The sequence below is a fragment of the Streptomyces pallidus (ex Mingjun et al. 2026) genome (genome assembly GCF_051550185.1).
Lineage (GTDB): Bacteria > Actinomycetota > Actinomycetes > Streptomycetales > Streptomycetaceae > Streptomyces.
Window position 1 is genome coordinate 5,905,737 of the sequence record NZ_CP196181.1, and the last position, 23,818, is coordinate 5,929,554.

Consider the following 23,818-nt stretch of genomic DNA (forward strand, 5'->3'; position numbering starts at 1 on the left):
ACGCGCGTCGGCCGCTGGCGGCGGCCACCGGCGGGGGTGGCGAGTGGGGAGGCGTGGGGGGAGGCGTGGGGTGGCGCGAAGGTGGCGTCGGGATGACGAGGCGCTACGCCGTGTGGGTGACGCTCGGGGGCGTGTGACGGTATCTCGTGCGGGATCAGCACCCGTATGGTCCCGGAACGCGCGTGCGGGCTGGCATCCTGGGCGGCGACTCTGCCCCCTCATCCAGGAGCTTCGAGCCGTGAGCAGCTCCCCGGTCCGGATTCCGGCCCCCGCACAGCCGTACGGCCGGCCGCCCCTGCGCACCGTCCAGGTGCTCGGCGGTGCCGGCGCGGCCAGCAGCGCGCACGTACGGTCCCTCGCGACCGGTCTCGCCGCGCGCGGGGTGCGCGTCACGGTGTGCGCCCCCGTCGAAGCGGAAGGGGAGTACGACTTCACCGGCGCCGGAGCACAGTTCGCGCCGGACGCGGTGAGCGCCCTGCGGTCCGCCTGCGCCGGAGCGGACGTGGTGCACGCGCACGGCGTACGGGCGGCGGTGCGGGCCCTGCTGGCGCTGCGCGGGCGCCGCGTGCCGCTCGTGGTCACCTGGCAGGGCGGCGAGCCGGCCCCCGAAGGGCCGCTGGGGCGGCTCGGACGCCTCGTCGAACGACAGGTCGCGCGGGCCGCGGCCGTGGTCCTCGGCGCCTCCACCGACCAGGTGGACCTCGCACGGGCCCGCGGCGCCCGGGACGCCCGGCTGGCCCGGCCCGCCGCCCCCACCGGAGCCGGCGGCGGCCCCGCCCCGGGCACGGACCCGGGCAAGGTGCGGGCCGAGCTGGGCGCGGTCGGGCGGCCGCTGGTGATCGCGATCGGGAGCCTGGTCCCGCACCGCGGGTACACCGTCCTGCTGGACGCGGCGAGGGCCTGGCGGGCGCTGGAACCCGTACCGCTGGTGGTGATCGCGGGGGAGGGCCCGCAGCGCGGGGAGCTGTCCCGGCGGATCGAAGCCGAGGGGCTGCCGGTCCGGCTGCTCGGGCGGCGCCGGGACGCGGTGCAGCTGCTCGCCGCGGCCGACGTGGCGGTGCTGCCCAGCCGGTGGGAGGCGCGGTCGCTGCTGGCGCAGGAAGCACTGAGGCTGGGCGTGCCGCTGGTCGCGACGGCGGTGGGGGGCGTGCCGGAGCTGGTCGGGGACGCGGGGGTGCTGCTCCCGTACGGGGACGCGCCCGCCCTGACCGAGGCGGTCTCCGCGCTCCTGTCGGACCCGGCCCGGAGGGCCGAGCTGGCCGCGGCGGGCCGCGCCCAGTCGGCGACCTGGCCGTCGGAGGACGACGCGGTCGCCCAGGTCCTCGCCGTCTACGACGAACTGATGGACCGCCGGCGCTGAGCGGACGGCGTGATGGACTGACCGGATGAAGACGAAGACCCTCACGCCCGGTGTGCTGCGGGCCCTCGAACGCTTCAACGCCGCCCACCCGTGGGACCACAACGCCCACTACCACCGCTGGATCCTGCGGCAGCTGCCGAAGCGCTTCGAGCGCGCCCTGGACGTCGGCTCCGGCAGCGGGGACCTCGCGAGGCTCCTCGCCGGGCGGGCGGCCCGCGTGACGGCGGTCGATTCCGACCAGGGGATCACGGACCGGGCCCGGGAACTGACCCCTGCCGCGCTTCCCGTGGAGTACACCGTCGCGGACGCGGTGGCCGACCCCGAACTCCCGGGCGGCCCGTACGACGTGATCACGTGCGTCGCGGCGATCCACCACATGCCGTTCGACCGGGCGCTGAGCTGCTTCCGGCGGCGCCTCGCGCCCGGAGGGACGCTGGTGGTCGTCGGGCTGGCGCAGGCCCGGACGCCGGTGGACCACCTCCTGGGGGCGGTGGCGGTACCGGCCAACGCCGCCATGGGCTGGCTGAAGAACCGCGGGCGGCGCGGGCCGCGGCCGGTGGCGATGACGGCGCCGACCCGCGCGCCGGAGCTGGCCTTCACCGACATCGTCCGGGAGGCCCAAGCCGTGCTGCCGGGGGTGCGGTTGCGCCGCCGGCTGTTCTGGCGCTACACCCTGGTATGGCGCCACCCCTGACCCCGGGCCCGGTGCACCCACCCCCGCGCCCCGAACGCGGAATGCGCCGGCGGGGCCGGGATGTCCAGCCCGCGCGGCGTTTGAGCGCACCGGGCGCGCAGCGCACGGAAACGGGGACCGGGGCGCAGCCCCGATGCCTCGGCCCCGCCGGCGTTCGAGGCACCGGAGGGCCGGGGGGCGGAGTCCACGGTTCCGGGAAGGGGCGGGGTGCGGCATGCCGCCCGCAGGGCCGTACCCGCACCCGGGCCGCCCGGCAGCGGGCAGGGGGCGCCACCTGCGCCCGGCGGGCGCGTCAGGACGGGGACGCGTGGCGGCGCGCCCGCAGGGCCAGGCTCAGCGAGAGCACCGTCTCCGGGTCGTCGAGGTCCGTACCCAGCAGCTCCGAGATCCGGGCCAGCCGGTTGTACAGCGTCTGCCGGTTCAGGTGCAGCTCGCGCGCCGTCTCCGCCTTCCGCCCCGCATGCGCCAGGTACGTCTCCAGCGTCGGCAGCAGCGGCGGCCGCGACGCCGCGTCATGGGCCCGCAGGGGCCCGATCGCCCGGTCCACGAAGGCCGCCAGGTCGGGATGTTCCCGCAGCCGCCACAGCAGCAGGTCGATGTCCAGGCGCCGGGCGTCGTACCAGGGCCGGGCGGGCAGCCCGTGGGCGGCGGTGGCGGTCTCGGCCGCGTGCCGCAGCCCGGCGGAGACGGCCGCCCAGCCGCCCGCGACCCCGACGACGACCGCCGGCGGGGCGGCGGCCCGGTCCAGCCCGGCCCGTTCGACCCCGGCCCGCAGCGCGGCCGCGACCCGGTCGGCGACCGCGGTCCGCTCCGACTCGGCCCGCAGGGACACCAGCAGCGGTACGCGGCCCTCGACCGGCCGGACCCCGAGCAGCACCGGCACGCCGACCGCGGACAGTTCCTCCAGGACGGCGCGGGCCAGCACGGCCCAGTTTCCCGCCGGCCCGAGGTCCGTGGACAGCCGCATCACGACGGGCAGCAGCGGTCCGGCTCCCGGCCGGAAGCCGAGGACCCGCGCCTGCGCCGGGGCGTCCTCGGCGGAGATCCGCCCCTCGGCCAGGTCGGTGAGGAAGTCGCCGCGGCCGCGGGCGGCGAGTTCCTCCTCCTGCCGGGCCTGCATCAGGACGACGGCCAGTACGCCGGCGGTCCGCTCGGCCGCCATCCGGTGCACGGGCATCGGCGGCGCCGACACCCCGAGCAGGACGAGCCGCGCCCGGACCGAGCCGGTGCCGGGGCCGCCTCCGGGCACGTCGACGACGACGGTGTGGCCCGACGGGCCGGCCTCGCGCTGGCCGCGCAGTCCTTCCCACACCTGGAGGGGATCGGCGGCGGCCTCCCCGGCCACCGGGCCGGCCCCGTAGAGGAGTTGGCCGTCGGGGGTCTCGAGGAACACCGGGTTCGCGGTGAAGTCGGCCAGGATGTGCAGCACCTGGGGGATGCCGCCGCCGCTCAGCAGGGCTTCCGTGCACCGGCGGTGGACTTCCTCGGCGCGCTGGAGCAGTGCGAAGTGGCCGTTGACGATCTCGGTGTGGACCTCCTCCGTCACGGCCACGAAGGGGACCTCGCGGTGCAGTTGGACGAGCGGCAGCCCGACCGCCTGCGCCGTGTCCACGAGGGTGGCCGGGAGCCGGGTGAAGCGCGGGCCGAGCTCGACGACCAGGGCGGCGATGCCCCGTTCGGCGAGGCGGCGGACGAAGGCCCGCTGCTCGGCGGGCCGGGTGCCCAGGCCCAGGCCCGTGGTCAGCAGCAGTTCCCCGCCCTTGAGCAGGGACGCGATGTTCGGGACCTCGCCCGCGTGCACCCAGCGCACGGTCCGGCCGAGGCGGTCGGCGCAGGCCACCACCTCCGGCAAGCCGCTGCGCAGCCCGGGTAGCTCCAGTGCCCGCTGAACGGTGATCCCGCCCTGGTTGTCCATAGCGCGGGACGCTAACGCACGGCCCGTTCCGCCGCTACAACGGCCTGATGTTGTGGTTGAAGCGGAAGACGTTGTCCGGGTCGTACTGCCGTTTCACCTCGGCCAGTCGGCGCACGTTCTCCGCCCCGAGACCCGCCACGACCCGCTCCGGGCCCTCGTCGCCGGTGAAGTTGAGGTACACGGCGCCGGTGCTCCACGGCTGCGCGTCGGCCCGTACGGCCTTGACCCACTGGACGGCGCGCACGTCGTCGGCCGGGTCCTCCCAGATCCCGAACGGGTGCACCACCCACGGCGCGTCCCGGTACGGGACCGGCCACTGCGGCGGCCCGGCGGCGATCGCACCGCCCTGCGGGAACAGCACGTGCTGGCAGCCGGACGGCACCGGCATGTCGGCCGCGCGGGCGCAGAACACGTCGAGCATCTCGTCCGGGATGCCGGTCAGGTACTCGGCCGACCAGTAGTTGCGCATGTCGGGAGGGTCGTCGAGCATGCACTGGAAGTCGGCGTACGGCGGCGCCGCGACGACCTCCACCTCGTGCGGGACGGCCAGCAGCGGCGCCGCGAGCTTGCGGACGCCCTCCTCCGGGCCCGCGTACGTCATGACCGCCGCGGCCAGCAGCGTGCCGACGAGGTGCTCGGGCATGAAGTCGTCCGGCGAGCCGGTCAGGTAGAGGATGCCCCCGCCGACGTCGTCGGGGCCGCTCTCGACGACCTCGCGGTAGGCGCGGGTCAGGGCCGGCCCGTGCTCGGGCAGGGCCAGCACCAGGGCGAAGGAGAACGCGGGCAGTTCGTGCAGCCGCAGGGTGAGGGAGGTGGCGATGCCGAAGTTCCCGCCGCCGCCGTGCAGCGCCCAGAACAGCTCCGGGTTCTCCTCGGCGGTCGCCTCGACCACCATGCCGTCCGCGGTCACCAGTTCCACGCCCAGCAGGTTGTCGACGGCCAGCCCGAACTTCCGGTCCAGCCAGCCGCTGCCGCCGCCCAGCACGTAGCCGCCCAGGCCCGTGGTGGAGGCCCGGCCGCCCGTCGTGGCCAGGCCGTACGGCTGGCAGGCCCGGTCCAGGTGGCTCATCGTGGCCCCGCCCTCCGCGCGGACGGCCCGGGCCGCCGGGTGCACGGTCACCTCGTGCATCCGGCGCAGGTCGACGACCACCCCGCCGTCGTTGAGGGCCATGCCGGCGACGCTGTGGCCGCCGCCGCGCACGCCGACGTGCAGGTCCAGGTCCCGGGCGAAGCGGACGGCCGTGACCACGTCCGCGACGCCCTCGCACTGGGCGATGACGGCAGGCCTGCGGTCGATCATCGCGTTGAAGACGCGCCGGGCCTCGTCGTAGCCCGCGTCGCCGGGCGCGAAGACGTCGCCGGCCAGATCCTCGCGGAGCGCGGCAAGCGCCGTGCCCGCCTTCGAGAGGGGAGCCATGGCTGCCCCTTTCCGCCGGGAGGGCAAAGGACCATTCCAGCGTAGGCGGACTCGTCGGACCCCACCTCCCGTAGGCGGGGTCCGGCCGGGTCAGCCGCCGTACGCGCCGCTCGCGGTCAGCCGCAGGGCCGTGTCGATCAGCGGGACGTGGCTGAAGGCCTGCGGGAAGTTGCCGACCTGCCGCTGCAGCCGCGGGTCCCACTCCTCCGCCAGCAACCCCAGGTCGTTGCGCAGGGCCAGCAGCCGCTCGAAGAGGTGGCGGGCCTCGTCGACCCGGCCGATCATCGCGAGGTCGTCGGCCATCCAGAACGAGCAGGCCAGGAAGGCGCCCTCGTCGCCCTCCAGGCCGTCCACGCCGGCCTCCTCGCCGGCCGTGGGGTAGCGCAGGATGAACCCGTCGGGCGTGGACAGCTCGCGCTGGATCGCCTCGATGGTGCCGATGACCCGCTTGTCGTCCGGCGGGAGGAAGCCCATCTGCGGGATCAGCAGCAGGGAGGCGTCCAGCTCCTTCGAGCCGTACGACTGCGTGAAGGTGTTGCGTTCCTTGTCGTAGCCCTTCTCGCACACGTCCTGGTGGATCTCGTCGCGCAGCTCGCGCCACCGGTCCAGCGGGCCCTCCGCGTCACCGCTCTCGATCAGCTTGATCGTGCGGTCCACCGCCACCCACGCCATCACCTTCGAGTGCACGAAGTGCCGGCGCGGTCCGCGGACCTCCCAGATGCCCTCGTCCGGCTGGTCCCAGTGCGTCTCCAGGTAGCGGATCAGCTTCAGCTGGAGCCCCTGGGCGTAGTCGTTGCGGGCCAGGCCCGTCATGTGGGCCAGGTGCAGGGCCTCGGTGACCTCGCCGTACACGTCCAGCTGGAGCTGGTGCGCGGCTCCGTTGCCGACCCGGACCGGGCGGGAGTCCTCGTAGCCCGGCAGCCAGTCCAGCTCGGTCTCGCCGAGCTCCCGCTCGCCCGCGATGCCGTACATGATCTGCAGGTTGTCGGGGTCGCCGGCGACCGCGCGCAGCAGCCACTCGCGCCAGGCCTGGGCCTCCTCGCGGTAGCCGGTGCGCAGCAGCGAGGAGAGGGTGATCGCCGCGTCCCTGAGCCAGGTGTAGCGGTAGTCCCAGTTCCGGACCCCGCCGATCTCCTCGGGCAGGGAGGTGGTGGGGGCGGCGACGATGCCGCCGGTGGGCCCGTACGTCAGCGCCTTCAGGGTGATCAGGGAGCGGATCACGGCCTCCCGGTAGGGGCCGTGGTACGTGCAGTGGTCGACCCACTCCCGCCAGAACGCGGTGGTGGCGGTCAGCGCCGCCGCGGCGTCGGGGACCTCCGGCGCGCCGCGGTGCGAGGCCTGCCAGCTGATGCAGAAGGCCACCCGGTCGCCCGGGCCGACGGTGAAGTCGGAGTACGTCGTCAGGTCCTCGCCGTACGTCGGCACGTCGGAGTCCAGCCAGACCGAGTCGGGGCCGGCGACGGCGACGGTCCGCGCGTCCACCTTGTGCACCCAGGGCACCACCCGCCCGTAGCTGAACCGCATGCGCAGCGCCGAGCGCATCCGCACGCTCCCGGTGACGCCCTCGACGATGCGGACCAGCTGCGGGGCGTGGTCCTCGCGCGGCGGCATGAAGTCGATGACGCGGACGGTGCCGTCCGCGGTGTCCCACTCCGATTCCAGGACCAGCGAATCGCCCTGGTAGCGGCGGCGGTCGGCGTACGGCGCCCCGGAGCCCGCCGGCCCGATCCGCCAGAACCCGTGGTCCTCCGTGCCGAGAAGGCTCGCGAAGACGGCGTGGGAGTCGAACCGTGGCAGGCACAGCCAGTCCACCGACCCGTCCCGGCAGACCAGTGCGGCGGTCTGCGTGTCTCCGATCAGTGCGTAATCCTCGATGCGCCCGGACACGTTGCTTCTCCAGTCGAAACGGCCACGTCCGCCCCGAAGGGCGCTTGCATTGCGCGGTTGCGCGGTCTTCCGTGTGTGGATCCCCGCACTGAGCTCATGATTCCGGATGCGGCCGGGTTACGCCGTCTGCCGGACTGCTCGGCGGCGATGTGCAGCGATATTCGAGCAGGATATGACGGCACCCTAGTGATCTCTCGAAGTCCGGGGACAGTGCCGCTCGTCCGAACGGGTGACCAGGGCGGATGTCGCCCGATCGGCGGTACGCCATGCGGTAGCTGGCGGTCGGGTCCCACGTCGCGCCGCGTGCCCGGAGGCGGAGCGCCCCGGGCGCTGATAGGCTGGTACCCCGTGGATCGGTGGTCCGCCTGTGGGCATCAGGCACCCCGAAACCGCAGCTTCGGCGCCCCCAGAGACCTTCCGGTTCGACGGTGGCCGGCGCCGGACGCACCTCACTTCGCGACCACGGGAGCCCCCTCTTGGCGATGCCGCCCAAATCCACGACGACCAAGCACATCTTCGTCACCGGGGGTGTCGCTTCGTCCCTCGGCAAGGGCCTGACGGCCTCCAGCCTGGGTGCCCTGCTGAAGGCTCGGGGCCTTCGGGTCACGATGCAGAAGCTCGACCCGTACCTGAACGTCGACCCGGGCACGATGAACCCGTTCCAGCACGGCGAGGTGTTCGTCACCAACGACGGCGCCGAGACCGACCTGGACATCGGCCACTACGAGCGCTTCCTGGACGTCGACCTCGACGGCTCGGCCAACGTCACCACCGGCCAGGTGTACTCCACCGTCATCGCCAAGGAGCGGCGCGGCGAGTACCTCGGTGACACCGTGCAGGTCATCCCGCACATCACCAACGAGATCAAGCACCGCATCCGGCGCATGGCGACCGACGACGTCGACGTCGTCATCACCGAGGTCGGCGGCACGGTCGGCGACATCGAGTCGCTGCCGTTCCTGGAGACCGTCCGCCAGGTCCGCCACGAGGTCGGCCGCGACAACGTCTTCGTCGTGCACATCTCGCTGCTGCCCTACATCGGCCCCTCCGGCGAGCTGAAGACCAAGCCGACCCAGCACTCGGTCGCGGCCCTGCGCAACATCGGCATCCAGCCCGACGCGATCGTGCTGCGCGCCGACCGGGACGTCCCGACCTCCATCAAGCGCAAGATCTCGCTGATGTGCGACGTGGACGAGGCGGCCGTGGTCGCCGCCATCGACGCGAAGTCCATCTACGACATCCCGAAGGTCCTGCACACCGAGGGCCTCGACGCGTACGTCGTGCGCAAGCTCGACCTGCCGTTCCGCGACGTGGACTGGACCGTCTGGGAGGACCTCCTCGACCGCGTCCACAACCCCGACCACGAGGTCGCCGTCGCGCTCGTCGGCAAGTACATCGACCTGCCCGACGCCTATCTGTCGGTCACCGAGGCGCTGCGCGCCGGCGGCTTCGCCAACCGCGCCCGCGTCAAGATCAAGTGGGTCACGTCGGACGACTGCAAGACCCCGGCCGGCGCCGCCGCCCAGCTGTCCGACGTCGACGCGATCTGCGTCCCCGGCGGCTTCGGCGACCGCGGTGTCGACGGCAAGGTCGGCGCGATCACCTACGCCCGCGAGAACAAGATCCCGCTGCTCGGCCTGTGCCTGGGCCTGCAGTGCGTGGTCATCGAGGCCGCCCGCAACCTGGCCGGCATCCCCGAGGCCAACTCCACCGAGTTCGACCCGTCCACACCGCACCCGGTCATCTCGACCATGGAGGAGCAGCTCGCCTTCGTCGAGGGCGCCGGCGACCTCGGCGGCACCATGCGCCTGGGCATGTACCCGGCCAAGCTGGCCGAGGGCTCGATCGTCCGCGAGGTCTACGGCGACCAGGCCTACGTGGACGAGCGCCACCGCCACCGCTACGAGGTGAACAACGCCTACCGCGGCGAGCTGGAGAAGAAGGCGGGCGTCGTCTTCTCCGGCACCTCCCCGGACAACAAGCTCGTCGAGTACGTCGAGTACCCGCGCGAGGTGCACCCCTACCTGGTGGCCACCCAGGCCCACCCGGAGCTGCGCTCGCGCCCGACGCGCCCGCACCCGCTCTTCGCCGGCCTGGTGAAGGCGGCGGTGGAGCGGCAGCAGTCCGCCGGGTGAGGCGCTGACCGCATACGGTAGACGGCCGGGGCAGGGAACGGATCCCGCCCCGGCCGTCATCGCGTTCTGGGGAGAGGTAGCGGGCATGACCATGGGCATCGCAGACACCGCCGAGTCGTGGGAGACCGTCGACTCCCGGGTCCCGTTCCGAGGGGCCAAGACGTCGGTCAGCTCGGACGAGGTGCGGATGCCGGACGGCACCCTGGCCCGCCGCGACTACCAGGTGCACCCCGGTTCGGTGTGCGTGCTGGCGCTGGACGCCGACGGCGCCGTGCTCGTGCTGCGGCAGTACCGGCACCCCGTGCGGCACAAGCTGTGGGAGCTGCCGGCCGGCCTGCTGGACGTACCGGGGGAGAACCCGCTGCACGCGGCCCGGCGCGAGCTGTACGAGGAGGCGCACGTCAGCGCCGGGGACTGGCGGGTGCTGGCCGACTTCTTCGCCTCCCCGGGAGGCTCGGACGAGGCGATCCGGATCTTCCTGGCCCGGGACCTCTCCGAGGCCGAGGGGGAGCGGTACGCCGTCTCCGAGGAGGAGGCGGACATGGAGGTGGCCCGCGTTCCCCTCACCGACCTGGTCCGCGGCGTCCTCGAAGGCCGGCTCGGCAACCCGGGACTGGTCACCGGCGTGCTCGCGCTGTCCGCGGCGCTGGCCGCGCCGGGCGGCCTCGACGCCCTGCGCGGCCCCGAGGCCCCCTGGCCTGCGCGTCCCTACGAGGCGTGACCGGCGGGGCCGCCGGCGGGCCGACCGGCGGGGCGGCCGCCGCGGCCGCGTGGGCCGTCCGGGGTGCGGTGTGACCATCGGCTGATCCGATCGGGCGATGTGCCCGCCGCGCTCCCCACGGGTCGTCGCTCAGCGTGAACTACGCTCGCACCCCGAAGGCAGGGAGAGGAGCGGATCCGTGGCGGATTTCGTCGGGCGGCGGCGGGAGCTGAAGGAGCTGCGCGAGGACATCGCGCGCACGGGGCTCGACACCCTCTCGGGCCGCAAGGCCAAGGCCCCCCGGGCACGCCTGCTGTTGATCGCCGGACGCCCCGGCTCGGGCCGCACCGCCCTCGCCGAGGCCTTCGTCCGCGAGATCGCCGCCGACTACCCGGACGGCCTGCTCCGGGTCCGGCTGACCGCGCCCGGCGGGCGGCCCATCGCCACCGAACGCGCCCTGCGCACCCTCCTGGAGGGGCTCGGCGAGCCCACCCCGCCCGGCGCGGCCGAGGACGAGCTCAGCTCCGCGCTGCGCACGGCCCTCTCGGCGCGGCGGGCCGTCCTCCTCGTCGACGACGCCTCCGACCCCTACCAGGTCGACGCCCTGCTGCCCGACAACCCGGACTGCCTGGTCGTCCTCACCGCCGAGGGGCCGCTGACCGGCATCCCGGACGTGCGCCCCTGCACCCTGGGCGGCCTGGACACCGCCTCCGCCGTGGAGGTGCTCGCCCAGCACATCGGAACCACCCGGATCGCCGTCGACCCGCGCGCCGCCGAGAAGCTCGCCGAGGTGTGCGACAGGCAGCCGGCCGTACTCGCCCTCGTCGGTGGTTGGCTCGCCGCCCACCCCAAGGCTTCCGTTTCCGACACCGCCAAGCAGCTGCACGACATGCCGTCCGACGGGGAAGGCCCGCTCGGCCGCGGCTTCCGGCTCGTCTACGAGTCCCTGCCGCAGCCCGCCCAGCGGACCCTGCGGCTGCTGCCGCTCGCGCCCGCCGGCATCGTCGACTCGCACACCGCCTCCGCCCTCGCCGGCTGCTCCGTCGCCGCCGCCCAGTCGGTCCTCGAGGAGTTCGCCGGGCTGGGCCTCGTCCGGCACGGCGCCGACGGCCTGTTCCTGCTGCCCGGCTGCCTCGTCCCGCTGATCCGCCCGCTGCTCGAAACCCGGGAGCGGCCCGCCGAGGTCCAGCTCGCCCGGGCCCGGATGCTGGAGCGCACCGTACGCCTGCTGCATTCCTGCCAGGTCATGGCCGCCGCGGAGGGGGAGGACGTACGGGATCTGCTGGAGGGGGTGCCGCGCGCACTCCGCTTCCCCGACCGGCGGTCCGCCGCCACCTGGCTCGACACCCGGCTGCCCGCCCTGTCCGCGGCCGCCCAGCTGGCCGTGGCCGACGGGGGACTGGACACCCTGGCCCGCCGGATCGTCGCCGGACTCGTCCGGGCCCTCGCCGAGCACCGCGGCACCGCGGCCGCCGCGCCCGAGCTGTACGGGCTGCACCGGCTGGTCCTGGACGTGGCCGAGCGCCGCAGCCTGCACCGCGAGCAGGCCGCGGCCCTGCTGAACCTGGCCGACCTGGACGCCGAGACCGGCCGGACCCGCGAGGCACTCGAACGCTACCGGGCCGCGCTGGACGCCGGGCGGGCGGCGAACGACCCGTACGCCACCGGCCGGGCGATGGAATCCGTAGGCGGCGCCTACCAGGAGCTCAGCGACTGGCACCGGGCCGCCGACTGGTTCGGCCGGGCCCTGGCCCAGGCCCTGGCGCGCGGCGAGCGCGAGGACGAGGCCCGGCTGTACGGGCGGCTCGGCAACGCCTACACCCACGCGGGCCGGTACGGGGACGCGCTGCGCAGCTGGCGCGCGGCGGCCGCGGGCTACCGGCGGCTGGCCGACGTACCGGGGCAGGCGAAGGCGCTGAGCGAGATGGCGCGAATCCAGGAGTACGCCGGACGGCCCGAGGAATCGCTGCACACCTGCCGCGAGGCGGTCGATCTTGCCCGGCGGGCCGGGGACCTGCGCCTTCAGGCGGCGCTGCAGGTGCGCCTCGCCGACACCCTCGACCGGCTGGGCGATCCGGCGGCTGCGCGTCTGCACCGGTCAGCGGCCGACAAGTTGCTGGGAGACGACCCCGCGGCCTGCGAAATCCGCAGTGGTAACGACTGAGATTATTGGTTTGCAAGGCTAGACAGCGCCTCATCCTTCATTAGACTGGCTCCACCACGTCATCTCGTGGTGCATCCCGTTGCGCGCCTTGTGGACGGGTATGTATGGAAGTGCCCCGTAATTTCCCCTGAGCCAAGGACCGTGATCGACGATGAAGGTCGGCATCCCCCGCGAGGTCAAGAACAACGAGTTCCGGGTCGCCATCACGCCCGCCGGCGTGCATGAGCTGGTCCGCAACGGCCACCAGGTCTTCGTCGAGCAGAACGCCGGTGTCGGCTCTTCGATCACGGACGCCGAGTACGTCGCCGCCGGTGCCGAGATCCTCGCCACCGCCGACGAGGTCTGGGCGACCGCCGACCTGCTGCTGAAGGTCAAGGAGCCCATCGCCGAGGAGTACCACCGCCTCCGCAAGGACCAGACCCTCTTCACCTACCTGCACCTGGCGGCCTCCCGCGAGTGCACGGACGCGCTGCTGGAGTCCGGCACCACCGCCATCGCGTACGAGACGGTCGAGCTCGCCAACCGCGCGCTCCCGCTGCTCGCCCCGATGTCCGAGGTCGCGGGCCGCCTGGCCCCGCAGGTCGGCGCCTACCACCTGATGCGCTCGGCGGGCGGCCGCGGCGTGCTCCCCGGCGGCGTCCCCGGCACCCACGCCGGCGAGTGCGTCGTCATCGGCGGCGGCGTCTCCGGCTGGAACGCGGTGCAGATCGCCATCGGCATGGGCTTCCACGTGACCCTGCTCGACCGGGACATCAACAAGCTCCGCGAGGCCGACAAGGTCTTCGGCACCAAGGTGAAGACGATCGTCTCGAACGCGTACGAGCTGGAGAAGGCCGTCATCGAGGCCGACCTCGTCATCGGCGCTGTGCTGATCCCGGGTGCGAAGGCCCCGAAGCTGGTCACCAACGAGCTCGTCGCCAAGATGAAGCCCGGAAGTGTCCTTGTCGACATTGCCATCGACCAGGGCGGCTGCTTCGAGGACTCCCGTCCGACCACCCACGCCGAGCCGACCTTCCAGGTCCACGACTCGGTCTTCTACTGCGTCGCCAACATGCCGGGCGCGGTTCCGAACACCTCCACCTACGCGCTGACGAACGCCACGCTGCCCTACATCGTGCAGCTCGCGAACCTCGGTTGGGTCGAGGCGCTGCGCCGTGACCCCGCGCTGGCACTGGGCCTCAACACCCATGACGGCAAGGTCGTTTACGGCCCGGTCGCCGAGGCCCACGGCCTGGAGTCCGTCGAGCTCGGCGCGCTGCTCGGCTGACCCGACCGCCCCGTCAACGACTGACGTCAATATCACGTATCCGGCCGGACCTTGCCCGCAAGGTCCGGCCGGACGCGTTTGCGGAGGGACTGCGTCCGCCGTTCAACTCGCCTCGAACGTAACCCTTTAACCCTTTCGCGCACCTGCGAAACTTCACAGAGGTGGGCCGGACGCCCTTGACAGAGTGGTGTTCGGATGCCGACACATCGTTGCCGGTCCAGTGGATTGTGTTGCCGCTGAGCGGTGACACGCCATAGAGTCGCCAACCGTCGGCATGGTGCCACGCTGACCTATCGATAAGTGTCCTGGTCACGTCCGAGGAGGTAAGACGACTTGTGAATGAGTCGACATTTACTCCTGGGGGTGGTCGAGCAGGAACGTCTGAGCGGGGCCAGGGCCCGGCCGGGCTCGAAGCTGTCGGCTCCGTCGCAGTCCGCACCTTCGCAAACCACCAGCACATGACGACGCCCCAAAAGAGCATGGACGGCCTAGACGTGAACTCCACGGCCGGCGACCACAGCGGCGATACGCCCATTGGTTTCGCCGACTACGACCAGGTGCCCGAGGGGCACTTCTACGACCCCGACGCGGAGTACGAGCCCGACCCCGAGTACGCGGCCACCCTCGCCCCCGACGCTGCCCGCCAGCGCCGCGAGCGGATCGGCCCCACCGGGCGGCCCCTGCCGTACTTCCCGATCCCGGGTCCGCTGACCGACCACGGTCCCGCGAAGATCATCGCGATGTGCAACCAGAAGGGCGGCGTGGGCAAGACCACGTCCACCATCAACCTGGGTGCCGCGCTCGCCGAGTACGGGCGCCGCGTGCTGCTCGTCGACTTCGACCCGCAGGGCGCCCTGTCCGTGGGTCTCGGCGTGAACCCGATGGAACTCGACCTGACGGTCTACAACCTGCTCATGGAGCGGGGCATGTCGGCCGACGAGGTGCTGCTCAAGACGGCGGTCCCCAACATGGACCTGCTGCCGAGCAACATCGACCTGTCCGCCGCCGAGGTGCAGCTGGTCAGCGAGGTCGCGCGCGAGTCGACGCTGCAGCGGGCGCTCAAGCCCCTGATGAACGACTACGACTACATCGTCATCGACTGCCAGCCCTCGCTCGGCCTGCTGACCGTGAACGCCCTGACGGCGGCTCACAAGGTCATCGTGCCGCTGGAATGCGAGTTCTTCGCCCTGCGCGGCGTCGCCCTCCTCACGGAGACCATCGAGAAGGTGCAGGAGCGGCTCAACCCCGAGCTGGAGCTCGACGGCATCCTCGCCACGATGTACGACTCCCGCACGGTGCACAGCCGCGAGGTGCTGGCGCGCGTCGTCGAGGCCTTCGACGACCACGTGTACCACACGGTCATCGGCCGTACGGTGCGCTTCCCGGAGACCACGGTCGCCGGCGAGCCGATCACCACGTACGCCTCGAACTCCGTCGGCGCCGCCGCCTACCGCCAGTTGGCCAGGGAGGTGCTCGCCCGGTGTCACGCCGAGTGAGTCTGCCCGGAGCCGACGAACTCTTCCGTACGACCGGTGGGATGGCGCTGCAGTCGTCCTCGCCGAAGCGGGGCGGCGAGGAGGCCCCGGAGGCCCCGCCGGAGCACTCGGCGGCCTCGGGGCCGGCCCCGTCCCCGTCGGGGGAGGGCCGTGGCGGCCGGGAGGCGGCGGCCGGCACGGACCGCACGGACCCGGTGGTGGGAGCCCCGCGGCGGCCGCAGGAAGGTTCTGTCAACCCGCCCGCCCGGCGCGGCAAGGCCCCGGGCCGGACGGCGAGCCGCCGACCCAGCGGGCGTGAGCGGCACGACGAGAAGATCACGGTCTACGTCTCCGCCGAGGAGCTGATGGACCTGGAGCACGCCCGCCTGGTGCTCCGCGGCGAACACGGCCTCGCGGTGGACCGCGGCCGCATCGTCCGTGAAGCGGTGGCGGTCGTCCTGGCGGACCTGGAATCCCGCGGCGACGCCAGCATCCTGGTCCGCCGCCTCCGCGGCCGCTGACGCCTCCGCGCCCGGGCCCCGAGGCGACTGCCGCCGGCGCTGCCGTTCTGTCCCGGTAGCCGGCCCGGCCCCCGGCTCCGCGGCCGCCCCCGCCACGGTAGTCACCGGCCCCGCCTCGGCAGCCCGGCCGGCCCGGCCGTCGGTCGTTGTCCGGGGCCGCCCGTCTCCGCCGCGGGCCACGCTGTCGGCCCGCAGGCTCGTCGGGTCCCGGCCGGCCGAACCCGCCCGTCGGCCCGGCCCGCGCCCGGCTCCTCGTCGCGCCTTCGCGTCGGTGCCCGGCCGCGGGTGGGTCCGGGGGCCGTGGGTGCCGTGGTTCGTGGGAGCCTTGGGGGTGGCCCATCGGCCCGACCTTCCGTACCACCCTGGACTGCGATGCCCTCTCCCGCCGACCCCGGCCGCCCGCCCCGCCGGACCCTGGGGCGTGGCCCGGGCGTGCCCGCCGCGCCCGCGCCCGCGCGGCCGCAGACGGCCGCCGAGCAGCCTGCGCCCGGCGTGGCGCACCCGGACGCCGGCGGCGCCCCCGAAGCCGCTCAGGCAGCCGCTGAAGCCCCTGCTGCGGTACCGCAGGGCATCCCTGAGGCCCAGGAGGTGCCGGAGGCGTCCCTCCCTGCCTCCGCCCGGCCCACCGAGCCCGTCGAGCCGGCCGACCGTGTCGAGCCCGCCGAGGTGAAGGAGGCAGTCGAGGCGGCGGAAGCAGTGGAGGGGGTCGAGGCGGCGGCGGAGGCGGCGGACGGCGGGGGCCGGGACGGGGCGCAGGTCGGCGACGGGCGGTTCACGTTGCGGCTCGACAACTTCGAGGGGCCGTTCGACCTGCTGCTCCAGCTGATCTCCCGGCACAAACTCGACGTCACCGAGGTCGCCCTCTCCAAGGTCACCGACGAGTTCATGGCGCACATCCGCGCCATGGGCCCGGAGTGGGACCTCGACCAGACCACCGAGTTCCTGGTGGTCGCGGCGACCCTGCTCGACCTCAAGGCCGCCCGGCTGCTGCCCACCGCCGAGGTGGAGGACGAGGCCGACCTCGCCCTCCTCGAAGCCCGCGACCTGCTCTTCGCGCGCCTGCTCCAGTACCGCGCGTACAAGCAGATCGCCTCCCTCCTGGAGGAGCGCAACGAGGCCGAGGGCAAGCGCTACCCCCGCACCGTCGGCCTCGAACCGCACCACGCCGAGCTCCTGCCCGACGTCGTCATCAGCATCGGCGCGGAGGGGTTCGCCCGCCTCGCGGTCAAGGCCATGCAGCCCAGGGCCCAGCCGCAGGTCTACGTGGACCACATCCACGCGCCGCTGGTCAGTGTGCGCGAGCAGGCGGCCCTGGTGGTCGCGCTCCTCAAGGCGCGCGGCACCGCCACCTTCCAGGACCTCACCGAGGACACCGGCGACACCCTCACCGTCGTCGCCCGCTTCCTCGCCCTCCTGGAGCTGTACCGCGAGAAGGCGGTGGTCCTCGACCAGGAGGAGGCGCTGCGGACCCTCACCGTCCGGTGGACGGGCGGGGACGGCGACGGCATGCCCGTCGTGACGGACGAGTTCGACCGGCCCGTGGAGGTCACGGAATGAGAATGGGTACGTGGAACGAGCGTACGAGCGCATGAGCGACCCCGGCAGAGCCGACGACACCGCAGACACCGACGACACCGACGACACCGGAGGCGGCGTCGCCGGGATGGCGCTGAAGCCCGCACTGGAGGCCGTCCTCATGGTGGTGGACGAGCCGGCGACCGAGGCGCACCTCGCGAAGGTCCTCGACCGCACCCCCCGCGAGGTCGCGACCGCCCTGCGCGAGCTGGCCGACGAGTACACCGTCCAGCAGCGCGGCTTCGAGCTGCGGCTCGTCGCGGGCGGCTGGCGCTTCTACACCCGCCCCCGGTACGCGGCCGCCGTCGAGCGGTTCGTCCTGGACGGGCAGCAGGCCCGCCTCACCCAGGCCGCCCTGGAGACCCTGGCCGTGGTCGCGTACCGGCAGCCGGTCAGCCGCTCCAGGGTCTCGGCGGTGCGCGGAGTGAACTGCGACGGGGTCATGCGGACCCTGCTCCAGCGGGGTCTGGTGGCCGAGGCGGGCACGGAACCCGAAACAGGTGCGATCCTGTACAGGACGACGAACTACTTTCTGGAGCGGATGGGCCTGCGCGGCCTGGACGAGCTCCCGGAGCTCGCGCCCTTCCTCCCCGAGGCGGACGCGATCGAAGCTGAGACGCAGGAAGGTGTTCCGTCGTTCGATCCGGACGCACCGGACACCGAAGAAGACGACAAGACGACGGAACTTTGATGCGAAGCAGCGGCAACGGCAACGGCGGCAACCGGAACACGGGCGGCGGCGGCAGCCGCAAGGGCGGAGACGGACGCGGGCGCGGCAACTACCGCGGCGCCGGCAACGCGCGCGACGACAGGGCGGGCGGCGCCCCGCAGCGCCCGCGTCGCCCGCGTCCGGAGGAGCGTCTCTACGACGTCGGCCCCGAGGGCGAGCGCACCCGCGGCTCCCGCGGTGCGGCCGCGCGCGGCGGCGCCAAGGGCGGCCCGAAGAAGCCCGGCAGCTCCCAGGGCGGCCAGGGCGGCTACCGCGGCGGCCAGCGCGGTCAGGGCGGCTACGGCGGCCAGGGCGGCGGCGCCCGGCGCGGCGAGGCCGGCTACGGCGGCCCCTCCCGGTCGCGCGAGTTCGAGGCCCGGATCGAGGAGCGCGTCCGCGACCGGTACGCGGACAAGCCGGTGATCAGGACCCCGAAGACCTTCCCGGGCGCCGAGCAGGAGGGCGAGCGGCTGCAGAAGGTGCTCGCCCGGGCCGGCATGGGCTCGCGGCGCGCCTGCGAGGAGCTGATCGAGCAGGCCCGCGTCGAGGTCAACGGCGAGATCGTCACCGAGCAGGGCAAGCGGGTCCTGCCCAAGGACGAGATCAAGGTCGACGGTCTGACCGTCGCCACCCAGTCGCACCTGTTCTTCGTGCTGAACAAGCCGGTCGGTGTCGTCTCCACCATGGAGGACCCGGACGGCCGGCAGTGCCTGGGCGACTACGTCACCAACCGCGAGACCCGGCTCTTCCACGTGGGCCGTCTCGACACGGAGACCGAGGGCGTCATCATCCTCACCAACCACGGTGAGCTGGCCCACCGCCTCACGCACCCGAAGTACGGCGTGAAGAAGACGTACGTCGCCCACATCACCGGCCCGCTGCCCCGCGACATCGGCAAGAAGCTCAAGGACGGCATCGAGCTGGAGGACGGCTGGGCGCGCGCCGACCACTTCCGCGTCATCGACCAGGTAGGCAAGAACTACATGGTCGAGGTGACCCTCCACGAGGGCCGCAAGCACATCGTCCGCCGCATGCTCGCGGAGGCCGGTTTCCCGGTCGAGAAGCTCGTCCGGACCGCCTTCGGCCCGATCGAGCTGGGCGACCAGAAGTCGGGCTGGCTGCGCCGCCTCAGCAACACCGAGGTCGGCATGCTGATGCGCGAGGTCGGCCTGTAGGACGGAGCCGCCCAGGCCCGTCGCGACGGAGCCCGCAGTGCCCTGTGGCACTGCGGGCTTTTTGCTTGCCCGACACCCCCGGCCCTGTTTATAGTCAGGATGACTATAAAAGGAGTGAGGGGGGTCGATGCTCTCGTGAGCTGGACCGAAGTTCTCGGGTTCGCCACCGGGGCGCTGTGCGTCTGGCTCGTGGCCCGACAGCATGTCGCCAACTGGCCGGTCGGCATCGCCAACAACGTCTTCTTCATCGTGCTGTTCGCGCAGTCCGGCCTGTACGCCGACGCCGGACTGCAGATCGTCTTCATCGCCCTCGCCGCGTACGGCTGGTGGTCCTGGACCCACGGGGGTGGACCAGGAACCGCCGGGGTCCTGCCGGTGCGCCGCACCACGCGCACCGAATGGGCCGCACTGGCCGCGGCGGGGGCGGTGGGGGTGCTCGCCCTCACGCTGCTGCTGGACCGGGCCACCGACTCCACCGTCCCGTTCTGGGACGCGCTGACCACCGGGCTCTCGCTCACGGCCACGTACGGCCAGTGCCGCAAACTCGTCGAATCGTGGTGGCTGTGGATCGCCGCCGACCTGGTCTACATCCCGCTGTACGCGTACAAGGGCCTGTACCTGACCGCCGGCCTCTACGTCGGTTTCCTCGCGCTGTGCGTGGCCGGGCTCGTCGGCTGGCGGCGCACGCTGCCGGGCGCCGCCGGGCGCACGACCGCGGAGGCGGCGGCATGAGCGGCGGTACGAGCGGCGGCACGGCCCGGCGGTACGCCCACGGGCTGGTGCTGGGCAAGTTCTACCCGCCGCACGCCGGCCACCACCACCTGGTGGACAGCGCGGCCGCGCAGTGCGAGCGGCTGACCGTGCTGGTGTGCGCGGCCTCGGTGGAGTCGGTGCCGCTCGCCGACCGGGTCGCCTGGATGCGCGAGACGCACCGGCAGGCGGGCGTACGGGTCGTCGGCGCGGTCGACGACATCCCGGTCGACCTGCACGACCCGGCGATCTGGGACGCGCACATGGCGGTCTTCCGGGGCGCCGTGCCCGAGCCGGTGGACGCCGTCTTCACCTCGGAGGAGTACGGGACGGAACTCGCCCGGCGGTTCGGGGCCGAGGAGGTCCTCGTCGACCCCGACCGGACCCGCTTCCCCGTCTCCGGGACCGCCGTCCGCGCCGACCCCGTCCGCTGCTGGGAGCACCTGGGCCCGGCGGTGCGGGGCGCGCTGGCCCGGCGGGTCGTCGTCCTCGGCGCCGAGTCCACCGGGACGACGACGCTGTCCCGCGCGCTCGCCGAGCACTACCGGGGGCGCGGCGGGGTGTGGGCGGAGACGGGCTGGGTCGCCGAGTACGGGCGCCGGTACAGCGAGGAGAAGCTCGCGGCCGCCCGCGCCGCAGACCCGGCGGCGACCTGGGAGGACGTGGAGTTCACCTCCGACGAGTTCCCGGTCATCGCCCGCCGCCAGGACGAGGACGAGGAGCGGGCGGCCCGCGCCGGCTCGCCCGTCCTCTTCTGCGACACCGACTCCTTCGCGACCGGCATCTGGCACGAGCGGTACACGGGCGGCCGCAACGAGGAGGTCGAGCGGATCGGGGCCCTGCGCCGACGCGACCTGTACCTGCTGACGGACCACGCGGACGTCCCCTTCGAGGACGACGGCCTGCGCGACGGCCCGCACCTGCGGCCGTGGATGACGGACCGCTTCCGCGCGGAACTGAACCGGACCGGCCGGCGCCACGTGATCATCCGCGGTGACCGCGAAACCCGCCTGCGGACGGCGGTCGAGGCGGTCGACGAACTCCTCGCCGAGGGCTGGCACTTCACCGCCCCCCTCCCGGAAAGGCGCTGACGGACGATGACCGACCCGTCCTACGACCCGTACGCCTTCGCCCCCTTCGCGGTGACGGTCGACCTGGCCGTCCTCACCGTCCGCGACGGCGCCCTCCACGTCCTGCTGATCCGGCGCGGGCAGGACCCGTACGCGGGCGCCTGGGCGCTCCCCGGCGGCTTCGTCCTGCCCCGCGAATCGGCGGAGGCGGCGGCCCGCCGCGAACTGGCCGAGGAGACCGGCCTGCCGGAGCCGGTGGTCGCGGCCCTCCACCTGGAGCAGCTGCGCACGTACAGCGACCCGGACCGGGACCCCCGCATGCGGGTGGTGTCGGTGGCCTTCACCGCCCTCGTCCCGGACATGCCCGAACCGGCGGAAGGGGGCGGCGGCGACGCGGACCGCGCCCGCTGGGTGCCGGTGGGGGAGACAGGTCGGCTGGCCTTCGACCACGCGGTGATCCTCGCCGACGCCCGCTCCCGGGTCGGCGCGAAGCTGGAGTACACCTGCCTGGCCACCGCGTTCTGCCCGCCCGAGTTCACCCTCGGGGAACTCCAGTCCGTCTACGAGACGGTCTGGGACACCGCCCTGGACCGGCCCAACTTCCGCCGCAAGGTCCTCGCCACCCCCGGCTTCGTCGAAGCCGTGCCGGGAGCCGCCCGCCTCACCGGAGGACGCGGCAAACCGGCCGCCCTCTACCGGGCCGGCCCGGCCACCGCCCTGCACCCCCCGCTGCTCCGCCCGACGCCCACGGAAGGACCCCTGACGACATGACGACGACGGTGAAGGCGACGAAACGCGCCGCGACGGGCTCCCTCCTGGGCCTCGCCCTCGGGGACGCGCTGGGCTTCCCCACGGAGTTCAACGACGTCCCGACGATCCTGGCGAAGACCGGCCCGTGGCGGCAGATGCGCCTGCCGCGACCGGCGATCGTCACGGACGACACCCAGATGACCCTCGCCCTGGCCCGCGCCATCCGCACGGCCACGGACCGCGGCCCGCTGACCCCGGAGAGCCTCACCGCCCCGGTCCGCGAGGAGTACGTGGCCTGGTACCGGTCCCCGGAGAACAACCGCGCCCCCGGCAACACCTGCCTGCGGGCCTGCGACCTCCTCCAGGACCGGGCGCGGGACTGGCGGGACGCCAGCCAGACCGGCTCCAAGGGCTGCGGCGCGAACATGCGCGTGGCCCCGATCGGCCTCGTCCCCGGCTGGACGGAGGAGGAGCGCGCCGGCGCCGCCCAGCTCCAGTCGGCCCTGACCCACGGCCACCCCACCGCCCTGGCCGCCTCGGACCTGACGGCGAGGGCGGTGTACCTCCTGTCCCGCGGCGCGGAGGTCACGGGCCTGGTCGGCCTGCTCCGCTCGTACGCCCTGGACAACCGCACCCGCTACCACGAGCGCTGGCTGGGCGACCTCTGGACGCGCACCGCCTCGGACGCCACCCCGGAATCCTTCATGGCCCGCGGCTGGGACGAATGCCTGTCGGCCCTCGACCGCCTGACGGCGGCCCTGCGCAACCCGTCCCCGGAAACGGACCCCTGCCTCACCACCGGCGAAGGCTGGATAGCGGAAGAAGCCCTCGCCACCGCCCTCCAGTGCTTCCTCCTCTTCCCGGACGAGCCCCTGACGGCCCTCCGCCGCGCCGCCTGCACCGCAGGCGACTCGGACTCCATAGCCTGCCTCGCGGGCGCCTTCGCAGGAGCCCACCTCGGCGCCACGGCCTGGCCGCAGGAGTGGACCTCCGCCATCGAATACCGCGAGGACCTCCTCACATTCGCCGCCCTCTGGGACGCCCGGGGGGAGTCTGAAACAGCCCTGAGGCCCTGTCCGGCATAGCCGGCAGGACCCTCAGGTGATACCCCTTCGGCGTACTGAAGATCACGCCGGAAACGGGCGGGTGTAACGGTGGGAAGAGCCGCTGACGCTGCCGTGAGGCGGGGACGGCCCCTACGCTTCGGCGCACTGGTGGAGCAGGCCGTCTACTCGAAGGAGGACCCGCCGGAAGCCGCTGTCCGACGCTGGTCGGCTAGGTGTATTGACTCGCAGCGTTGTTGACGCGGCTGATGGGCGGGTGTCCGCCCAGTGCGGTGTGGCAGCGGTGGTGGTTGTAGGTGTGCAGGAAGTCTGCCAGGGCTTCGGTCCGCTCGGTGTTTGAGGTGTAGGGCCGTAGGTAGGCCCATTCGTCGAGCAGGGTGCGGTTGAAGCGTTCGACCTTGCCGTTCGTCTGCGGCCGGTAGGCGCGGGTGAGCTTGCCGGTCGCGCCGAGTTCGGCCAGGACGGTCTTCCAGGCCAGGCCCTTGCGGTAGGCCCACGCGTTGTCGGTCAGGACCCGTTCGATGCGGGTGATGCCGTGGGTGTGGAAGAACGCGGCCGCGCGGGTGAGGAAGCCCGCGCAGGTCGCGACCTTCTCGTCGGGGTGGACCTCGCTGTAGGCCAGGCGGCTGTGGTCGTCGACGGCGGAGTGGATGTAGTCGAAGCCGATGCGGCGGCCGCGGTCCCGGCAGCCGTCCTGCCGTCCGTGGACGCGCCAGCCGCCTCCGTCGGGGATCCGGCCGAGTTTTTTCACGTCGACGTGGACCAGCTCGCCCGGGCGGTTGCGCTCGTAGCGGCGGATCACGGTGCCGGTGGGGCGGTCGAGCCAGGCCAGGCGGTTCAGCCCGTGGCGGGCCAGGATGCGGTGCACGGTGGACGGGGGCAGCCCGAGGATCGGGCCGATCCGCGCGGGGCCGAGCTTGCGGGTCCGCCTCAGGTCACAAACCTGGCCTTCCACCGTGGAAGGTGTCCGGTGCGGGGTGGCGCCGGGCCGGCTGGAGCGGTCGGCTAGGCCCGCCTCGCCTTCGGCCTTCCAGCGGCGGAGCCACTTGTGGGCCGTGGGCCTTGATATGCCCGTCTCGGCTGCGACATGCGCGACCGGACGCCCCGACATGATGCGTTCGACGAGGATCCGCCTGCCGTGCACAGTCAGGCGGGCATTACGGTGGGACACGAAGACCTCCGTGTGCGGT

Annotated in this window: 19 protein-coding genes; 15 read left to right on the plus strand and 4 right to left on the minus strand. The window is 73.3% G+C overall.

Features of this window, described 5'->3' with window-relative positions:
• The first annotated feature begins 238 nt into the window (after positions 1-238).
• A complete protein-coding gene (locus ACSHWO_RS26205; RefSeq protein WP_438315462.1) occupies positions 239-1,360 on the plus strand; it encodes a glycosyltransferase family 4 protein in 1,122 nt (373 codons plus the stop codon).
• A gap of 25 nt (positions 1,361-1,385) precedes the next feature.
• Positions 1,386-2,054: a class I SAM-dependent methyltransferase gene (locus tag ACSHWO_RS26210; protein ID WP_361098024.1), complete on the plus strand. Its 669-nt coding sequence runs from the start codon at positions 1,386-1,388 to the stop codon at positions 2,052-2,054.
• Between the two features lie 292 nt (positions 2,055-2,346).
• On the opposite strand, the gene ACSHWO_RS26215 is transcribed toward ACSHWO_RS26210, so the two are convergent.
• The 3 genes from ACSHWO_RS26215 to ACSHWO_RS26225 form a co-directional block, all read right to left on the minus strand.
• Entirely contained in the window at positions 2,347-3,969 is a 1,623-nt protein-coding gene (locus ACSHWO_RS26215; RefSeq protein ID WP_438315465.1) for a PucR family transcriptional regulator, read from the minus strand.
• Positions 3,970-4,003: 34 nt separating this feature from the next.
• Complete coding sequence (locus ACSHWO_RS26220; RefSeq protein WP_438315468.1) at positions 4,004-5,386, minus strand: FAD-binding oxidoreductase; 1,383 nt, start codon at positions 5,384-5,386, stop codon at positions 4,004-4,006.
• 90 nt (positions 5,387-5,476) lie between these two features.
• On the minus strand, positions 5,477-7,273 hold the full coding sequence (locus ACSHWO_RS26225; RefSeq protein ID WP_385849170.1) for a glycoside hydrolase family 15 protein: 1,797 nt from the start codon (positions 7,271-7,273) through the stop codon (positions 5,477-5,479).
• Positions 7,274-7,755: 482 nt separating this feature from the next.
• On the opposite strand from ACSHWO_RS26225, the gene ACSHWO_RS26230 reads away from it, so the two are divergent.
• The 13 genes from ACSHWO_RS26230 (at position 7,756) to ACSHWO_RS26290 (ending at position 22,649) form a co-directional block, all read left to right on the plus strand.
• Positions 7,756-9,408: a CTP synthase gene (locus tag ACSHWO_RS26230; RefSeq protein WP_438315471.1), complete on the plus strand. Its 1,653-nt coding sequence runs from the start codon at positions 7,756-7,758 to the stop codon at positions 9,406-9,408.
• A 91-nt stretch (positions 9,409-9,499) separates the two neighbouring features.
• On the plus strand, positions 9,500-10,129 hold the full coding sequence (locus ACSHWO_RS26235; RefSeq protein ID WP_361098069.1) for an NUDIX hydrolase: 630 nt from the start codon (positions 9,500-9,502) through the stop codon (positions 10,127-10,129).
• A gap of 97 nt (positions 10,130-10,226) precedes the next feature.
• Positions 10,227-12,272 (plus strand): tetratricopeptide repeat protein, encoded by a 2,046-nt coding sequence (locus tag ACSHWO_RS26240; protein WP_438315474.1) that lies wholly within the window; start codon positions 10,227-10,229, stop codon positions 12,270-12,272.
• A 151-nt stretch (positions 12,273-12,423) separates the two neighbouring features.
• Positions 12,424-13,539 (plus strand): alanine dehydrogenase, encoded by a 1,116-nt coding sequence (gene ald / locus ACSHWO_RS26245; RefSeq protein WP_361098007.1) that lies wholly within the window; start codon positions 12,424-12,426, stop codon positions 13,537-13,539.
• A gap of 335 nt (positions 13,540-13,874) precedes the next feature.
• Complete coding sequence (locus ACSHWO_RS26250; protein ID WP_385849167.1) at positions 13,875-15,035, plus strand: ParA family protein; 1,161 nt, start codon at positions 13,875-13,877, stop codon at positions 15,033-15,035.
• Entirely contained in the window at positions 15,020-15,535 is a 516-nt protein-coding gene (locus ACSHWO_RS26255; protein WP_438315478.1) for a hypothetical protein, read from the plus strand. The genes ACSHWO_RS26250 and ACSHWO_RS26255 overlap by 16 nt, the downstream gene beginning before the upstream one ends.
• 372 nt (positions 15,536-15,907) lie before the next feature.
• Complete coding sequence (locus ACSHWO_RS26260) at positions 15,908-17,092, plus strand: segregation and condensation protein A (protein ID WP_438315481.1); 1,185 nt, start codon at positions 15,908-15,910, stop codon at positions 17,090-17,092.
• A gap of 106 nt (positions 17,093-17,198) precedes the next feature.
• A complete protein-coding gene (gene scpB, locus ACSHWO_RS26265) occupies positions 17,199-17,801 on the plus strand; it encodes an SMC-Scp complex subunit ScpB (protein WP_438319277.1) in 603 nt (200 codons plus the stop codon).
• A complete protein-coding gene (locus ACSHWO_RS26270; protein WP_438315483.1) occupies positions 17,801-18,994 on the plus strand; it encodes a pseudouridine synthase in 1,194 nt (397 codons plus the stop codon). Before scpB ends, ACSHWO_RS26270 begins: the two co-directional genes overlap by 1 nt.
• A gap of 99 nt (positions 18,995-19,093) precedes the next feature.
• Positions 19,094-19,726, plus strand: coding sequence for a nicotinamide riboside transporter PnuC (pnuC, locus tag ACSHWO_RS26275; protein WP_438315486.1), 633 nt, complete (start codon positions 19,094-19,096; stop codon positions 19,724-19,726).
• Entirely contained in the window at positions 19,723-20,835 is a 1,113-nt protein-coding gene (locus tag ACSHWO_RS26280; protein ID WP_438315489.1) for an AAA family ATPase, read from the plus strand. The genes pnuC and ACSHWO_RS26280 overlap by 4 nt, the downstream gene beginning before the upstream one ends.
• 6 nt (positions 20,836-20,841) lie before the next feature.
• A complete protein-coding gene (locus tag ACSHWO_RS26285) occupies positions 20,842-21,585 on the plus strand; it encodes an NUDIX hydrolase (RefSeq protein WP_438315492.1) in 744 nt (247 codons plus the stop codon).
• The gene (locus tag ACSHWO_RS26290) at positions 21,582-22,649 is read left to right on the plus strand and encodes an ADP-ribosylglycohydrolase family protein (protein WP_438315494.1); all 1,068 of its coding nucleotides are present in this window, start codon (positions 21,582-21,584) and stop codon (positions 22,647-22,649) included. Before ACSHWO_RS26285 ends, ACSHWO_RS26290 begins: the two co-directional genes overlap by 4 nt.
• A 190-nt stretch (positions 22,650-22,839) precedes the next feature.
• Here the strand turns inward: ACSHWO_RS26290 and ACSHWO_RS26295 are convergent, their stop codons facing one another.
• Positions 22,840-23,799: an IS481 family transposase gene (locus ACSHWO_RS26295; protein ID WP_438315497.1), complete on the minus strand. Its 960-nt coding sequence runs from the start codon at positions 23,797-23,799 to the stop codon at positions 22,840-22,842.
• Positions 23,800-23,818: the final 19 nt, after the last annotated feature.

Excerpts from the sequence above, each read along its gene's own strand:
- ACSHWO_RS26210 (WP_361098024.1), top strand. The coding sequence starts at position 1,386 with ATGAAGACGAAGACCCTCACGCCCGGTGTGCTGCGGGCCCTCGAACGC.
- ACSHWO_RS26215 (WP_438315465.1), bottom strand. The coding sequence starts at position 3,969 with ATGGACAACCAGGGCGGGATCACCGTTCAGCGGGCACTGGAGCTACCC.
- ACSHWO_RS26220 (WP_438315468.1), bottom strand. The coding sequence starts at position 5,386 with ATGGCTCCCCTCTCGAAGGCGGGCACGGCGCTTGCCGCGCTCCGCGAG.
- ACSHWO_RS26230 (WP_438315471.1), top strand. The coding sequence starts at position 7,756 with ATGCCGCCCAAATCCACGACGACCAAGCACATCTTCGTCACCGGGGGT.
- ACSHWO_RS26235 (WP_361098069.1), top strand. The coding sequence starts at position 9,500 with ATGGGCATCGCAGACACCGCCGAGTCGTGGGAGACCGTCGACTCCCGG.
- ACSHWO_RS26240 (WP_438315474.1), top strand. The coding sequence starts at position 10,227 with ATGTGCCCGCCGCGCTCCCCACGGGTCGTCGCTCAGCGTGAACTACGC.
- ald (WP_361098007.1), top strand. The coding sequence starts at position 12,424 with ATGAAGGTCGGCATCCCCCGCGAGGTCAAGAACAACGAGTTCCGGGTC.
- ACSHWO_RS26260 (WP_438315481.1), top strand. The coding sequence starts at position 15,908 with ATGCCCTCTCCCGCCGACCCCGGCCGCCCGCCCCGCCGGACCCTGGGG.
- scpB (WP_438319277.1), top strand. The coding sequence starts at position 17,199 with ATGGCGCTGAAGCCCGCACTGGAGGCCGTCCTCATGGTGGTGGACGAG.
- ACSHWO_RS26270 (WP_438315483.1), top strand. The coding sequence starts at position 17,801 with ATGCGAAGCAGCGGCAACGGCAACGGCGGCAACCGGAACACGGGCGGC.
- pnuC (WP_438315486.1), top strand. The coding sequence starts at position 19,094 with ATGACTATAAAAGGAGTGAGGGGGGTCGATGCTCTCGTGAGCTGGACC.
- ACSHWO_RS26280 (WP_438315489.1), top strand. The coding sequence starts at position 19,723 with ATGAGCGGCGGTACGAGCGGCGGCACGGCCCGGCGGTACGCCCACGGG.
- ACSHWO_RS26285 (WP_438315492.1), top strand. The coding sequence starts at position 20,842 with ATGACCGACCCGTCCTACGACCCGTACGCCTTCGCCCCCTTCGCGGTG.
- ACSHWO_RS26290 (WP_438315494.1), top strand. The coding sequence starts at position 21,582 with ATGACGACGACGGTGAAGGCGACGAAACGCGCCGCGACGGGCTCCCTC.